We start from the raw sequence: 15,255 nt of genomic DNA, 5'->3' as shown, positions 1-15,255 counted from the left end.
AGTTTAGGGATTTTTTATGACAAATAAAATACAAAATGTTAGGGCGTGTTGATCTTTCATGATTAATTTTGCAGCGGTATGTTTGGTATTTAGGCAAGGCAGAGCCTATATAGTGTGGTTGTTCCCCATAAATAGGCGATAACGCAGTATAAATACCAAACATGCGCTGCCCAAAGGGTTCTTCCTAGGGGCGATTAACTCTTTGTTGCTCGGTTTTTACGTAGCCCGCTAGGTTACAAACCTCGCGCCGCGATTAAATCGCCCCTAGATTGAACAAATTTCAATCCACAAAGGTCAACACGCCCTAATAAAATGAAAGTGAAAAGAGCGAGGGCTCACTCTTTTCAAAGGGAAAGCTTATTTTTGTGTGTTATTTTTTAAGCCACTGGGCTGCTTGTTTTGCGAAGTAGGTCAAAATACCATCAGCACCAGCACGTTTAAATGCCAGTAATGATTCCATTATGGTTGCCTCTTCAGCGAGCCAGCCGTTATCAATCGCTGCTTTGTGCATCGCGTACTCACCACTTACTTGATAAGCAAAAGTTGGCACGCCAAACTCATCTTTTACGCGGCGCACAATGTCTAAATACGGCATACCAGGTTTTACCATGACCATATCAGCGCCTTCTTGCAGATCAAGGGCAACTTCACGGATAGCTTCATCTGAATTTGCAGGGTCCATTTGATAGGTTTTTTTATCCGCTCCTTTTAAATTCCCTGCTGAGCCAACTGCATCACGAAATGGGCCGTAGTAGCTAGACGCATATTTTGCAGAGTAAGCCATAATACGGGTATGAATAAAGCCATCCGCTTCGAGTGCTTCACGAATAGCGGCAATACGGCCATCCATCATATCTGAAGGTGCAACTACATCGGCGCCAGCTTCTGCATGTGAAAGTGCTTGCTTAACAAGTATTTCAGTTGTGACATCGTTAATGACATAGCCTTCATCATCAATGATGCCGTCTTGGCCATGCACAGTGAATGGGTCAAGCGCTACATCGGTGATCACACCAAGCTCAGGGAACGCAGCTTTAAGTGCGCGTACAGTGCGTTGTGCAAGGCCATCATCGCTGTAGGCTTCTTCTGCGAGCAATGATTTTTTGTCTGCAGGTGTAACGGGAAAAATGGCGACAGCAGGAATGCCTAATTCAACCAACTCTTTTGCTTCGTCTAGAAGTAAATCGATAGATAGGCGTTCAATGCCTGGCATTGACTCAATTGCTTCGCGGCGGTTCTCACCCTCAAGCACAAAGACAGGGTAAATTAAATCATTGACGCTGAGTTGATTTTCAGCCATAAGACGACGAGAAAAATCACTACGGCGCATTCTACGCATGCGTGTATAAGGGAAAAGGTCGAGACCTGATTGGGCCATTGTTTGCTCCTAGTCTAAAATTGGAAAGCTAACCACGCGATTTCTGCCACTTTGTTTTGCGTGATAAAGCGCTTTATCTGCACAATCAGTGAATAATCCCGGGTTATTTATATCTTCAGCGACGGCACAGTATACCCCCGCACTAATGGTAAATTTTATCTCTGTGCTTGCCACTTTTATCGCAGCATCCATGATTGCTTGGCGTACATTCTGCGCTATCTCAAGGGCACCATCGAGAGGTGTGTTTGGCAGTAATACAACAAATTCTTCACCACCATAGCGGGCGACTTCATCAAGCGGACGCTTTAAATGGCTTTTGATTATTTGTGCAACGGCTTGTATGGCCTGATCGCCGGTTAAATGTCCGTATGTGTCATTGATTTTTTTAAAGTGGTCTATATCGAACATTATCACGCTCAGTGGGGTTTGTTCTCTGCGTGAGCGGCGTAAATCCATGACCAGTTTTTTATCGAAGTAGCGGCGGTTTTTTACTTGCGTGAGTGCATCTTCCATATTCATCTGTTCTAATGCGCGGTTTTTTTCTTCTAGCTCTCGCAAGGTAACTTGTAATTCAAAAGTACGTTCTTCTATGTTTGCTTCAAGATCTAAATGAGCCTGTTCTTGCAGCTCAATACGCTCTTGTAATAAGGCGTCTTGCGCCTCGCTTTGGGCAATACGTGCTTGCTGAGAAGCAATTTGTGCATCACGTTCAATTAAAAAGTATTTAATGGTCGCAAAGCTTAAACTCAAAGCGCACACTAAAAAGCTGATAAACATGAAGGGCAGGCCGCGGGTATTAAAATCAAACAAACCAAAAACCACAATATTGAGATAAACCAGTGCGGCAAAAAATGAGATGGCACCACATAATAGGGCACTAGTAGGATGGCTGCGGCTTTGCTTTACGTCATATACGATTGCGGTGCAATGGATTAACATGATTAAAGAGCTAGCTATTAGGGTGTAACTTACTAATAAACTTGTTGGTAGTAGCCAGATAACCAGTAGGCTGCTTAATAATAAGTGATTGCTCCATCGTTGCAGAGACTGTATAGGAGACTTGTTAGATTGGCGCATGCGATTAAATAAAGGTTGGAACAAACCTGTTGTAATTATGAGCATGCAAGGAATAGCAAGTTGTTGTAAGCTCGGTATTGATGGGTGAAAATAGCGATAACCAAAGCCATACAAGTAAACGAGTTGCAACCATAAAGTAATTAATATACAGCCACTCAAGGCAAAATAGCTTTTTCGAGAAAAACCAAATAATACAAAACATGTAATAGCCAGAGATAGAACAAAACCAATTAACAACCCATACAACAGGTTAAATTTACTTTTATATTTTAGATATTCATCGTGCTGCCATACGCTAATTGGAACGCGAACACCGCCTTTAGTTTCAACCCGAAGAAATACTTCACTGCTGCTTAATGGTGGCAAGCTTAATTTAACCAGTAAAGATTCGTTCTTAATTTGGCGATTATCCAGCGGCAGTGCATCACCAATTTCTTTAAATAATAGAGTGCTACCTTTGTGATAATGAAACACAGTTACTTTATCAAGTAATGGGTTATCAATAGAGAGCAAAGCTGGTAATTCATAACTCTCAGCGTTAGTCATTATAAACTTAATCCAAACAGCGTGATTAGCAATGCCAAGGTTTAGGCTCTGTTGATTAAGTTGTTGCCATGATTTAGCGGGTAATAGTTTAGCTTGCTCAGGCGTGAGAGGCTGCTGTGTGTAAGCAAAAGAAATGTCTTGAAGGTGTTTAAAGTGTTTATCTAAAGTGATGCCTGTAGCGTGAGAAGCAACTGATATTAACAGCAGCGTCAAACCACCAAAAAACAACCAAGCACACTTCATTGCTAGCCCTTGCGGTTGAACAATTGTTGAAAATTAAGTGTAGTTTGCTCTGCAACGGCTGTAAATTCAATGTTTTTCAGTGACGCAATAGTTTGGCAAATATAAGGTAAAAAACAGGGCTCATTACGTCGAGATTTGGGCTTAGGTGTTATAGTGCGCGGTATAAGAAAAGGTGCATCTGTTTCAATTAATAATTTATCAAGTGGTATTAATGGCACTAGCTGCTGTAACTCTTTGCCTCTTCTTTCATCACATACCCAACCAGTGATCCCTATGTGTAAGCCTAGTGCTAAGTATTGCTCTAATGCCTGCTGATCACCGGTAAAGCAATGGAGTACACCTCGAACAGAATACATTTTTAAAATAGCGAGCATATCCTCGCTAGCATCACGTTCATGTAGGTAAACAGGTAAATCAAGTTGTTCTGCTAGCGTTAATTGACGATGTAAAACTGAACGCTGAACATCCCGAGGTGAAAAATCACGATTATAATCTAAACCACACTCGCCAATAGCAACGACTTTCGAGTTTGCTGCTAAATGACGAAGTTGAGTCTCTAGCTGCTCATCGACAGATTTAGCATCATGCGGGTGAACGCCCGCGGTAGCAAGCAGATCATAATCTTGAGCTAACGTAAGTGCTTGTTGGCTGGTGCTAACATCGCATCCAATTAACAGCATTTGGCCAACATCATGCGCTTTCGCGCGTGTGATGATAGCTTCATGCTGAGCATCAAATTGGTGATTTGTGAGGTTTACACCCGCATCAATAAGCATTGTTGACATTAATTTGTTCGTTTAACGCGAATTGAACGATTATAACCTGCTTTTTTCAATAGGAATGAATTGAACATACCGCGTGTGATTTCGACTGTATCGTTAGCCCTCAGGCGTATGCTATCAGAGCCCACTTGACGCCATTGCTGGCCATTTTCCAAGTTAATGATTAATTCACCATACGGCGCTTCTTCTATGCTGCTAATCACTGCGGTAATTTCATCATCATTGTCTTTAGCCGCTTCTTTGTGCTCTAAGCCAAAATCTTCATTTTTTGCTTTTGCCGTATTTTTAGACTCAACTATTGAGGCGGGTGCTGCGCTTTTTAACGATTGTGACGTTGTTACTGGTTTACTCAATGGTTTACCAGCCATGATATTGTCGTAGCAAAGTAAACGATTAAAGTCATTTTCAACAAAAGTACACGCTTGCAATGCTTGTAGGTTAACTTCATTAGCATTAGCGATAGGGACACTTAACAGAGCTAATAATGGTAGTAGTTGTTTTTTCATTTTATTCCTTAGACTCATGTTGTTCAGGTTTAGCGGTGTAAAAAGTCGCTAAAATTAAACCAATTTCAAATAATACTAGCATCGGAAGCGCTAATAATGATTGCGAAAGTACGTCGGGTGGCGTTAAAAACATAGCAACGACAAATACACCAACGACAATATACGGTCGTTTTTCTTTTAAACTTTGCGTGGTTGTCGCACCACTCCAGCATAACAGCATAATAGCTACTGGGATTTCAAAGGCGACGCCAAAAGCAAAGAATAACTTTAATGCAAAGCTCAAGTAACTGCTGATATCGGGTGCAAGTGTCATCATTTCGGGACCGGCACTGGTAAAAAAACCAAGAATAATCGGCAATACGATAAAATAACAAAATGCGATACCACCATAAAAAAGTATAATGCTTGATGCTAAAATAGGCATCAGCATGCGTTTTTCATGTTGATACAAACCTGGTGCAATGAACCCCCAGATTTGATGTAATATCAGTGGTATAGAAGCAAATAAAGCAACAAATAAAGTTAATTTAAATGGTGCAAAAAATGGTGCCGTTACATCTGTTGCGATCATTGTTGCTGTACTTGGTAAGTGAGCAACTAATGGTGCAGCAACAAAGCTATAAATATCATTGGCAAAGTAAACGAGAGCAATAAAAAATAATAAAATAGTTAATAAAGCTTTCATTAGACGATTTCGTAACTCAATTAAATGACTCACGAAGCCAGATTGTGTTTGTTCAGCCATAACTTAACTCGCTACCAATGAGTAGACCAAAGACAACAAAAATAATTCACTTTTGTTCATCGTTACTCACTTTATTGTTTTGATCTGAAGATTCTTTTTTATAACTATGAGTGACAGAATCGGCCGCTTTTTGCAGTTCATCAACAGAACTTTTGAGCGCAGGACTTAAATCTTGCATACTTTGTTGCTCTGCTTTTTTTAAATTTTGATGCAGTTCGTGTACGCGAAGCTCTTCGTTAACTTCAGCTTTGACTGAGTTAGCTAATGATTTTATAGTTTTTATCCAGCGACTTACTGTGCGAATAGCAACGGGCAAGCGTTCAGGCCCCAGTACAACGAGCCCAACGATTAAAACAACAACAAGTTCCCACATGCCCATTTTAATTAAGCCTTATGGTCTTCTTTACTTTTATCAATAGACTCTTTATTTTGAATGGGACCATTACTTTGTTCTATGTTATCAGTAGGTTTAGGTTGTTCTTCTTCAGATACTGCTTTTTTAAACCCTTTTACAGCATTCCCTAAATCACCACCAATTCCGCGTAATTTTTTTGTACCAAAAAGTAACACAATGATTGCCAAAACAATCAGTAATTGCCAAATACTAATACCGCCAAAACCCATGATGTTCTCCACTTAATTAAATACTGTGAATTAAAGTTATTGTATTGATTATACTCACCGAGCACTAAATAGCACTTAGTTTATGACGCATTGCGCCAAGCGAGGATAAAGCCACTTAGCGAGCAAACTGCTGCAATACTTGCTGCTATCATATCGTGCTGTAAATAGCATAGTCCCGACACTATCATTGCAGCTCCCGCAAATACACCAAGTAATAATGGCTTGTGCGACGGCTGAGTGATTGGAGTCTGTACTTGATACTGCTGTTGCTGCTTTAAATTATGGTAAATTAAATCAGGCAATTCGGGCATTTTTTCTGCCCAAAAAGGTAAATTTGCATATACCTGCTTAAGTACCGACCAAGGGCCGACTTGTTGCTTTACCCAGTCTTCTAAGAAGGGTTTTGCTGTTTTCCATAAATCTAATTGTGGATATAACTGACGCCCTAATCCTTCAACATACAGTAAGGTTTTTTGCAGTAGAACTAATTGGGGTTGAACTTGCATATTAAAGCGACGAGCTGTATTAAACAGGTTGACTAAAACGTGACCAAATGAAATTTCAGCTAATGGCTTATTAAAAATCGGCTCGCACACTGTACGAATCGCAAACTCAAACTCTTCAACGCTGGTATCCTTTGGAACCCACCCTGAGTCAACATGCAGCTGGGCGACTTGACGGTAGTCACGATTAAAAAAGGCAATAAAGTTCTCTGCAAGGTAACGTTTATCTTCTTTGTTTAAGGTGCCAACAATCCCGCAGTCGATCCCAATAAATTTGGGGTTTTCAGGCGTGTCGTATGATACAAACACGTTCCCTGGATGCATGTCAGCATGAAAAAAGCTATCACGGAATACTTGGGTGAAAAACACTTCCACGCCTCGTTCAGCTAGCAATTTCATATTGGTGTTTTGCGCAACTAATGCGTCAGTATCCGAAACTGGAATACCGTAAATACGCTCCATTACGAGTACATTAACACGACTGTAGTCACTGTAAACATAAGGGATATAAAGCGAATCTGAACCTTCAAAGTTACGCTTTAATTGAATAGCATTAGCGCCTTCACGCATTAAATCTAGTTCATCGAGTAAGGTTTTTTTATACTCTTTAACCACTTCTACAGGGCGTAATCTTTTTGCTTCATTGACTAATTTAGCCACGACTTTAGCAAATTGCTCCATCAAGGCTAGGTCGGCATCAATTTGGCCTTTTATATCTGGGCGAATTACTTTTATCACCACATCTTGTGGTTGTTGATGTTCATCGATTAAGGTCGCTGTGTGAACTTGTGCAATAGATGCAGAGGCTAAAGGAGTTTGTTCAAAGTCACTAAAGCATTCACTAATGTCATTGATCTCTAATGCTTCTTCAATGAGCTTTTGTGCTAATGCACCTTCAAAAGGGAGTACTTGATCTTGTAGGTGCGCAAGCTCTATTGCTATATCGAGCGGTAATAAATCGCGACGCGTAGAGAGCATTTGGCCAAACTTAATCCATACAGGGCCTAACTGTTGCAGCGCCAAGCGCAGTCGTAATCCAGCTGGTTTATCTGTGTGTTTGTTTTTAAGCCAGAACAAGCATGAGCGGCCAGCTTTAGCATACCAAGGTATTTTATTGGCAGGGATCAGTTCATCTAAACCATAGTTGAGTAGGGTTTGGGTGATGTAATATAACCGAGCAGCTGACACAAATAATCCTTACAGATTTAGTTAGATTGAAGTAATTGGTTTATACGCATTTCAAGCTGAGCAACTTGGCCTTTTAATTGGCGGGTGTGTTGTTTAAATTGTTCAAGCTCTATCGGGTGAATGGTGACCGCTAACTCATCTTGGCATAAATGAGTAATCGTATTGTTAAGCTTAAGCTGTGTTTTATCGCCTTGGCTTTTCAATTGCGTAATAAGCTGCCAAACTTGTTGTGCAGGGGCATCACCAATATAACGAGAAAGGTGTTCTGGCCAGTCAATATCCATTGCAGCAAAAGCATTACTGTAGCCTTGGGCAATATTTAAATCACCTTGGAGATCGAGTTTGTCCTGGCGGATCAGCTGCGTCAACATCGCTGGATTTTGTAATGCCATTAAGGTATCGATATTAGCGCTGATCATGCAGTCATACAGTGTTTCTTTGGTATTGTATAAATGTAAATTTTGGCCGGTGAACACCACTACAAATTGTTGTTGCCAGTCACGTATATCAATTAATAAACGCTGTTGAGTGACAGGTTTTAGCTTGGCTATTAAAGTACTATCAAGCACTAGCGCTGTATTTAAAATACGCTCAACTACAGCGACTAGAAAATTCGTTAACATAACAGCACCTTTACCTTTTTCAGTGTCCAAGCTAGCGCTTAATATTTAAAACCACGATGTAACGCGACAATGCCACCAGTTAGATTTTGATACGTTGTTTGTTCAAAGCCGGCATCATTCATCATGGTTTTGAGTGTTTCTTGATCTGGATGCATGCGAATTGATTCAGCCAAATATTTGTATGATTCGCCGTCGTTAGCAACCAATTCCCCCATTTTTGGTAGCAGGTTGAATGAGTAAAAATCATAGGCTTTATTGAGCAACTCATGTTCTGGTTTAGAAAACTCTAATACCAACAACCGACCACCTGGCTTTAAAATGCGGTACATTGAGCGCAGCGCTTTATTTTGATCGGTCACATTACGCAAACCAAATGCGATAGTAATTAAATCAAAGCTATTATCAGGGAAAGGCAGTGCTTCGGCATTCATTTGCACGTAGTCGATATTTCCTACAAGACCTAAGTTGTGCAGTTTTTCACGGCCTACTTTGAGCATCGATGAGTTAATGTCACCTAATACCACTTGGCCTGTATCACCAACGAGTTGGCTAAATTTAGCTGTTAAATCACCCGTGCCGCCGGCTAAATCAAGTACATAATGACCTTTACGTACACCAGAGCTGGCAATAGTTTGGCGTTTCCATAAACGATGAATACCAAAAGACATAAGATCATTCATTACGTCATATTTAGTCGCAACGGAGTGAAATACATCGGCGACCATGGAAGCTTTTTCGGTTTCGGCAACAGTTTTATAGCCAAAATGCGCGGTCTTTTCTGGATTCTCGTTCATGATTAATCTCTATCGTGGCAATAAAGACTAGTGTACTTGATTGTGACCGTGAGGTGCAATTTGAATATGGTTAAATTGTTCGCAGGTAACAACTTTATATAGTTTATTGACCAGCGATAAAGCTGCTTTGACCAAGAGATTTTGCTTTATATGCAGCATTCGATGCTTTGCGCGCTAATTTATTAAAATCTTTCTCGTCGTGATGCTTAGCAATACCAAGGGATAAACTAATTGGTGGAAGTTTAATACCATTTTTTGAGCTTACAAAGCGTAACTTCTCGACTCCATTGCGGACTTTTTCAGCTATAACATTGGCTGTTTCTGGGTCAATATCAGCAAGTAAAATGGTAAATGCATCTTTACCTGTACGTCCGGGTAAACCGCTTTCAAATACGTACTTTTGAATTTGTTTAGCAACTTTATTTAAAATAACTTCACCAATCATATCGCCGTAGTTATCAATAAAGTGATCTAAATTATCAATTTGAATGGCGATTGCACATACTGATTTGTTTTTACCTAACCATAATTGTGTTTGCTGGTTTAAGTAGTGGCGCTTATACAGACCAGTTTGGTGATCAGTGATGTGTTGTTTACGTAATTGTAGGAGTTGTTGCTGGGTTCTTTCTTGTAATCGTTTAGCTTTGATAAGCTCTCGCTTAAATTGCTTATGCTGTGTGAGTAAATGGGCAGTCTGTTTGCTTAGCGTCTCTAATGCTAAGCGGCTTTGCTTAACGTTATTTTCATCAAGTGAATGAACGCAGTCACTCACTTGGCTGGCAAAACGAATTATTTCTTTTTCAGTGGAGTGTGCTGAGCGCGACAATGAATTAATAACACCATCGACATTGCGAACCATGGAGGTTTCAGCTTTGTGAGCCTGATCGATGTAGTCAAAATAAAGTTGTTCGATATAAACAGAATCAATTATTTGCCCTTGGGCAATTGCGCGATCAATCGTTGTGCTTAGGTCGGAATTGACTTGGCTAACGAAAGTATAAACTACCTGATAATTTAGAGGTGACGGCGGTAAACTATGATGTTCTAAAAAGATACATACCTTGGTCATTTTTTCTTGAGCAATAGCCATGGAATCATGGAACATCATTGTTTATACCAACTAAATACGCGTAACAGCTAAATTAAATAACTCAATCCATGAGACATCTGGGCCATCCTAGCATTTATTTCCTCAATACATTAATCTGTATCGAGTGAATTTAAAAGCTAAAAAACACAATTTAGAAGCAAAAGTTGCATTTTTGCTTTCCAATCGCTGATTTTCTCAACAATAGCACTAATGTAAAAAAATACTGATTAAGTACTAGGCAATAATTGCTGTTAATTTAGCCTTATTTTAAAGTCTCTTAGTCGCATTTTTTTGATTGTTTTAGTCTTACTGGGTTAGCTTAGCCTTACTATTAACGCCACAGAGCTCTAAAACTATGAAAAAACCACGCTCAAATATTTTCCATCACTCATTATTGAGCCTAGCTCTTGTGTGTTCGTTGAGTGCGTGTCAAATGACCGATATAAACAGCGACCAACAATTTACGGATGCCGCTGAAGCGATTGTTGACTATCGTAAAAGTATTAGCCCGTACAGTAACCCCGCAGGAGTAGATGGCTACTTATTGAGTAATTTATCAGCTGAGTTTCTTGAAAAAAAATACCAAGAAAATATTCAGCTATTAGCGCAATTAGACGTGATAGATAAAGATAAACTCAATGAAGAAAATCGAATAAACCTCACTATAATCCGTGCTCAAGTGCAAAACAGTGTCGATGAATATGTGTTTAATGCACACTACATGCCACTGACATCTGAATATGGTTTTCATTCGAGTTTGTCGTTTATGGTATCGCGCTCAGATTATAAGACAGCTGCTGACTACCAGCTTTACCTTAAACGTTTGCAGCAAGTTCCCCGCTTTTTTGAGCAAAATATTGGCTGGATGCGTAAAGGCTTACAAGCTGGTTTAACACAACCGAAAGCCGTCTTAATCGGGTATCAAGACTCAATTAACGCCTACATTGTTGACGATGTAACGCAATCGGAATTTTATAAGCCATTTTTAACTAACACTGCCGGGTTAAGTGATAATGAATTTTCAGTTTTACAACGACAAGCCCAAAAAATAATTAAAGATCAGGTGATTGTCGCTTACAAAGGGTATTTAACGTTTTTTAATGAAGAGTATCAACCGGGTGCGCGTAGCGAAATAGGCATTTCAACTACACCAAATGGTGAGGCGTTTTATGCTAATCGCGCCAAGTATTACACCACTACAGATATGACGCCAAAAGAAATCCATGAGCTTGGTTTAAAAGAGGTTGCGCGTATTCGTGGTGAAATGGATGAGGTGATTAAACAAGTTGGTTTTGAAGGCACGTTTGCCGAATTTGTGCATTTTTTGCGTACGGATCCGCAATTTTACGCAACAACTCCCGAAGAGTTATTAAAAGAAGCATCGTTTATCGCTAAAAAAATGGATGCACAATTACCTAAACTATTTCATACCTTACCGCGTATGCCTTACGGTGTGGCCCCAGTACCTGCGAGTATTGCGCCAAAATATACAACCGGACGTTATTCTGGTTCAAGTCGAGATGATCAAGCCGGTTTTTATTGGGTAAACACCTATGCGCTGGATAAACGTCCTTTGTATGTATTAGAGGCGTTAACTTTGCACGAAGCAGTGCCAGGCCATCACTTACAAATATCGCTCAATGCAGAGTTAGAGTATTTACCAAGTTATCGCCGCGACGCTTACTTATCAGCATTTGGTGAAGGCTGGGGTTTATACTCTGAATATTTAGGACTTGAGGCTGGTTTTTATCAAGACCCATATAGTAACTTTGGCCGTTTAACGTATGAAATGTGGCGTGCTGCACGTTTAGTTGTTGATACGGGTATGCATATGTATGGCTGGAGCCGTGAGCGTGCAATGAACTTTATGAGTGAAAATACGGCCCTGTCGTTACATAACGTTAAAACAGAAACTGACCGTTATATATCATGGCCGGCGCAAGCGTTATCTTACAAAATCGGTGAGTTAACCATTAAGCGTTTACGCCAAGAAACAGAGCAAGCACTAGGGCAGAACTTTGATATTCGTGAATTCCATCATCAAATACTTCGCCATGGTTCAGTCCCTCTGTCAGTTCTTGAGGAACAAATTCGTTTGTATATTCAAGCTGAATTAGCTAAACAGACAAGCTAAACATTGTTTGGGGGAGTTCTGGATTATTTTATCGTTAAAACTCTTTGCTTGAAATTTGATCTGCTTATATGCTCTTTGCTGGAATAAAATAACCAGCAAGGGGCGTTGGATGAGTGATTTTATAATTTTTAGTATAGATGTGTTTGCCAGTTTATTTATTGTGGCATTGGGTTTGTTTGTATTAGTGGTTATTTATTTTTATATTGCAGATGTAACTCAATCAAAACAAGCTATTAGGCGTAACTACCCGGTGATTGGCCGGTTTCGGTATTTTTTTGAGCGCCAAGGCGAGTTTTTTCGTCAGTATTTCTTTGCCATGGATCGTGAAGAAATGCCTTTCAACCGTGCTGATCGCAGTTGGGTGTACAAAGCGGCTAAGAATGTTGACCGTACATCAGCGTTTGGTTCAACACAGAGTTTAGAAGTCACTGGTACAGTTATGTTTATGAACTGTGCGTTTCCTACCTTAGACGAAGAAGCCCTCGAGCCAAGCGCTGTAATAATTGGGCCTTATTGTACTGTACCTTATGCAACAAACTCCCTATTTAATATCTCAGGCATGAGTTTTGGTGCCTTATCTAAACCTGCAGTGCGTGCTTTATCAAAAGGTGCAAAGCTTGCAGGATGCTGGATGAATACAGGCGAAGGTGGTTTAAGCCCTTATCATTTAGAGGGGGGCGCAGATATAGTTTTCCAAATAGGCACGGCTAAGTATGGTGTGCGTGATGGGCAAGGCAATTTGAGCATTAAAAAACTTCAAGAGATTGCGGCTTATGAGCAAGTTAAGATGTTTGAAATAAAAATGAGCCAAGGAGCAAAACCGGGCAAAGGAGGTATGCTACCCGGTAAAAAAGTTAATGCTGAAATTGCAGCTATTCGGGGCATTCCACAGGGGCAAGATTCAATCAGCCCAAATGGTCATCCAGAGGTTAAAAATCCGTCAGACTTACTTGATATGATTGCAAAAGTCCGTGAAACAACAGGTAAGCCTACCGGTTTTAAAGCCGTTATAGGCGCTTATGCATGGCTAGAAACCTTGTTTGCAGAAATAAACCATCGCGGTATCGAATCAGCGCCCGATTTTATTACTATCGATAGTGCTGATGGTGGCACCGGCGCGGCACCTCAACCTTTAATGGACTCGGTTGGATTACCCTTAAAAGAGAGTCTACCTTTAGTCGTTAGCATGCTTGAAAAACATGGCTTACGAGAGCGGGTTAAGGTGATTGCATCGGGTAAATTAATTGTGCCGTCAAAAGTGGCTTGGGCACTGGCGCTTGGCGCAGATTTTGTTGTTTCTGCACGTGGTCATATGTTTGCCCTGGGCTGTATTCAAGCATTGCAGTGCAATAAAGACACTTGCCCAACAGGTATAACAACACACGATGAACGCTTGCAGCGCGGCCTTGATGTAGCTGACAAGGCGCAGCGTGTCGCTAATTACAACAAGTATATTCATTATGGGGCGGGGTTAATTGCGCACTCATGTGGTGTATTTAGTGCTCGAGAACTTAGTCGTGAACATGTTCGGGTTGTGCAGGAAAATGGCTTATCAGAACCACTAGATAAAATGTATGAAAATTATCAGTAATTTAAAGGGGCTAGGTAATAGGGCCCGCCCAAAGTAGGTTGATAAAAAGGCACTTAATAAAGTGCCTTTTGCTATATTTATACACTTAATTTAGTTGGCTTATTAATAAAGAGAAAAATTCCTCTTTGTTATTGCAGGTATGGGCGTTGAGTACTAACTGCTCGCCCAGCGCTAAGGTGTGACGCTGTACATCTAAGCGGGCTTGCTCATCTTCAATACCATCAATATCGGCAACATGAGCCAAGCCAATCGTACGGCGAATAAGCTCAACACCACAGTAGCCAATAGCATCTTGCAAAACTTGTTGCATAAAGTGTTCAGCGTAGCCATTTGCTTGCAAATTCAAATCAGTACTTTGCTTTACAATTAGTGCAAGCCACTGTTGTTCAAATAAGCTATAGCTTTCTTGCAGGCAAGTCAGTAAGTGGCTGTGATAGTTGCGGCGAATAACAAACTCACTAATGCGGGCGTTTTGAGCGCAGTAATTTAATAATAAGTTGCCGATAAATGAGCCGATATCAAAGCCTATAGGGCCAAAAAAACCAAACTCAGGATCGATTATCTTAGTGGTGCTTTGATCTGCAAAAATGCTGCCGCTATGCATATCACCGTGGAGCAGAGTTTGCGGGCATGATAAAAATTGCGCTTTGAGTTTTGCGATTGCTAAATGTAGCGCAGCGTTACTTTGTAATTTACTCACCGTGCTTTGTAATTGTGCAGGGTAGTTATTTCGCTCATGCTCACGCAGAATATCGTTAAAAAATAAGTCTTCAGTAATTTGGCAAAGTTCAGGGTTGGTAAACTGAGTGACTTTCGCTTTTTTATCCTGAGCGGTTAAGTAAAAATCTGAATTATAAAATCCCGTATAACTTAAATAGCGGGCTACATGCTGGCCAAGCAATGGAAAGTGTTCTGCGTTAATTTGTGCGGTGCGTAAAATTTGTAAATGACCCAGATCTTCTAAAATAGTTAACGCTGATGCGGGGTTATAATGCAGTACATTGGCTGTGTGTTCAGGGCAAATAGCGCTATGATTAACTAACACTTCAGCTTCAATTCGTGCTCTATCAAGTGTTAATGGCCATGATTCTCCTACGCAGCGAGCATAAGGCAGTGCTTGTTTTAATATAACGCTGTTATTTTGCTCATCACTGATTCTAAATACTAAGTTTAAATTACCATCACCAAACTCATACGCAGTTAAAGTTTGATCTGGCTGAAAAAAATCATATCTCTCTTCTTTTACAAGATTTTTAATATAATCAATCGCATGCTGGGCATTAAACGCAAAGTATTTGGCCATCGGGCTTCTCTTATTAATTCAGGAACAATAGCATTCTATACCTTTAACCGTTTGGAAGTCTACACTTCCGCCTTGTGGGTTTTTAAAACTGATGTAAAATAGCAGCAGATTTTATATTGGTAGGTCCA

14 protein-coding genes are annotated in these 15,255 nt (G+C 40.3%); 2 read left to right on the top strand and 12 right to left on the bottom strand.

What is annotated here, in order from left to right; translation table 11 throughout:
- Positions 1-370: 370 nt before the first annotated feature.
- The 11 genes from hemB to HH219_RS03425 form a co-directional block, all read right to left on the bottom strand.
- Positions 371-1,378 carry a porphobilinogen synthase gene (gene hemB, locus HH219_RS03475; RefSeq protein ID WP_169326640.1) on the bottom strand — a complete coding sequence of 336 codons (1,008 nt, stop codon included), beginning with the start codon at positions 1,376-1,378 and terminating at the stop codon, positions 371-373.
- A 9-nt stretch (positions 1,379-1,387) separates the two neighbouring features.
- Entirely contained in the window at positions 1,388-3,244 is a 1,857-nt protein-coding gene (locus HH219_RS03470) for a diguanylate cyclase (RefSeq protein WP_169326639.1), read from the bottom strand.
- A gap of 2 nt (positions 3,245-3,246) precedes the next feature.
- A complete protein-coding gene (locus HH219_RS03465; protein ID WP_054205302.1) occupies positions 3,247-4,029 on the bottom strand; it encodes a TatD family hydrolase in 783 nt (260 codons plus the stop codon).
- Entirely contained in the window at positions 4,029-4,532 is a 504-nt protein-coding gene (locus HH219_RS03460; RefSeq protein WP_169326638.1) for a hypothetical protein, read from the bottom strand. Before HH219_RS03460 ends, HH219_RS03465 begins: the two co-directional genes overlap by 1 nt.
- 1 nt (position 4,533) lies before the next feature.
- On the bottom strand, positions 4,534-5,277 hold the full coding sequence (tatC, locus tag HH219_RS03455; protein ID WP_054205300.1) for a twin-arginine translocase subunit TatC: 744 nt from the start codon (positions 5,275-5,277) through the stop codon (positions 4,534-4,536).
- Positions 5,278-5,323: 46 nt separating this feature from the next.
- The gene (gene tatB / locus HH219_RS03450; RefSeq protein WP_054205299.1) at positions 5,324-5,656 is read right to left on the bottom strand and encodes a Sec-independent protein translocase protein TatB; all 333 of its coding nucleotides are present in this window, start codon (positions 5,654-5,656) and stop codon (positions 5,324-5,326) included.
- A 5-nt stretch (positions 5,657-5,661) separates the two neighbouring features.
- A complete protein-coding gene (gene tatA, locus HH219_RS03445) occupies positions 5,662-5,901 on the bottom strand; it encodes a Sec-independent protein translocase subunit TatA (RefSeq protein ID WP_169326637.1) in 240 nt (79 codons plus the stop codon).
- 80 nt (positions 5,902-5,981) lie between these two features.
- Positions 5,982-7,592 (bottom strand): ubiquinone biosynthesis regulatory protein kinase UbiB, encoded by a 1,611-nt coding sequence (gene ubiB, locus HH219_RS03440; protein WP_169326636.1) that lies wholly within the window; start codon positions 7,590-7,592, stop codon positions 5,982-5,984.
- Positions 7,593-7,609: 17 nt separating this feature from the next.
- Positions 7,610-8,215, bottom strand: a complete 606-nt coding sequence (locus HH219_RS03435; RefSeq protein WP_169326635.1) for an SCP2 sterol-binding domain-containing protein — start codon at positions 8,213-8,215, stop codon at positions 7,610-7,612.
- A 38-nt stretch (positions 8,216-8,253) separates the two neighbouring features.
- Complete coding sequence (ubiE, locus tag HH219_RS03430; RefSeq protein WP_054205296.1) at positions 8,254-9,009, bottom strand: bifunctional demethylmenaquinone methyltransferase/2-methoxy-6-polyprenyl-1,4-benzoquinol methylase UbiE; 756 nt, start codon at positions 9,007-9,009, stop codon at positions 8,254-8,256.
- A gap of 103 nt (positions 9,010-9,112) precedes the next feature.
- Positions 9,113-10,099 (bottom strand): GGDEF domain-containing protein, encoded by a 987-nt coding sequence (locus HH219_RS03425; RefSeq protein ID WP_054205295.1) that lies wholly within the window; start codon positions 10,097-10,099, stop codon positions 9,113-9,115.
- Positions 10,100-10,454: 355 nt separating this feature from the next.
- Here HH219_RS03425 and HH219_RS03420 point away from each other — a divergent pair, with 355 nt between their 5' ends.
- Complete coding sequence (locus HH219_RS03420; protein WP_169326634.1) at positions 10,455-12,233, top strand: DUF885 domain-containing protein; 1,779 nt, start codon at positions 10,455-10,457, stop codon at positions 12,231-12,233.
- Between the two features lie 109 nt (positions 12,234-12,342).
- A complete protein-coding gene (locus tag HH219_RS03415) occupies positions 12,343-13,824 on the top strand; it encodes an FMN-binding glutamate synthase family protein (RefSeq protein WP_054205293.1) in 1,482 nt (493 codons plus the stop codon).
- Positions 13,825-13,909: 85 nt separating this feature from the next.
- On the opposite strand, the gene mtnK is transcribed toward HH219_RS03415, so the two are convergent.
- On the bottom strand, positions 13,910-15,127 hold the full coding sequence (gene mtnK, locus HH219_RS03410) for an S-methyl-5-thioribose kinase (protein WP_169326633.1): 1,218 nt from the start codon (positions 15,125-15,127) through the stop codon (positions 13,910-13,912).
- Between the last annotated feature and the right edge of the window lie 128 nt (positions 15,128-15,255).

Origin of the sequence: Pseudoalteromonas sp. NEC-BIFX-2020_015 (assembly GCF_012952265.1) — a bacterium.
Lineage (GTDB): Bacteria > Pseudomonadota > Gammaproteobacteria > Enterobacterales > Alteromonadaceae > Pseudoalteromonas > Pseudoalteromonas neustonica.
Note: the sequence above shows the minus strand (reverse complement) of the source record. Positions and strands in the feature narration are given on the sequence as shown.

Bases quoted from the DNA above. Each gene is read 5' to 3' on its own strand.
- hemB (WP_169326640.1), bottom strand. From the start codon at position 1,378: ATGGCCCAATCAGGTCTCGACCTTTTCCCTTATACACGCATGCGTAGA.
- tatA (WP_169326637.1), bottom strand. From the start codon at position 5,901: ATGGGTTTTGGCGGTATTAGTATTTGGCAATTACTGATTGTTTTGGCA.
- HH219_RS03460 (WP_169326638.1), bottom strand. From the start codon at position 4,532: ATGAAAAAACAACTACTACCATTATTAGCTCTGTTAAGTGTCCCTATC.
- ubiE (WP_054205296.1), bottom strand. From the start codon at position 9,009: ATGAACGAGAATCCAGAAAAGACCGCGCATTTTGGCTATAAAACTGTT.
- tatC (WP_054205300.1), bottom strand. From the start codon at position 5,277: ATGGCTGAACAAACACAATCTGGCTTCGTGAGTCATTTAATTGAGTTA.
- tatB (WP_054205299.1), bottom strand. From the start codon at position 5,656: ATGGGCATGTGGGAACTTGTTGTTGTTTTAATCGTTGGGCTCGTTGTA.
- HH219_RS03425 (WP_054205295.1), bottom strand. From the start codon at position 10,099: ATGGCTATTGCTCAAGAAAAAATGACCAAGGTATGTATCTTTTTAGAA.
- HH219_RS03465 (WP_054205302.1), bottom strand. From the start codon at position 4,029: ATGTCAACAATGCTTATTGATGCGGGTGTAAACCTCACAAATCACCAA.
- HH219_RS03470 (WP_169326639.1), bottom strand. From the start codon at position 3,244: ATGAAGTGTGCTTGGTTGTTTTTTGGTGGTTTGACGCTGCTGTTAATA.
- HH219_RS03435 (WP_169326635.1), bottom strand. From the start codon at position 8,215: ATGTTAACGAATTTTCTAGTCGCTGTAGTTGAGCGTATTTTAAATACA.
- HH219_RS03415 (WP_054205293.1), top strand. From the start codon at position 12,343: ATGAGTGATTTTATAATTTTTAGTATAGATGTGTTTGCCAGTTTATTT.
- HH219_RS03420 (WP_169326634.1), top strand. From the start codon at position 10,455: ATGAAAAAACCACGCTCAAATATTTTCCATCACTCATTATTGAGCCTA.
- mtnK (WP_169326633.1), bottom strand. From the start codon at position 15,127: ATGGCCAAATACTTTGCGTTTAATGCCCAGCATGCGATTGATTATATT.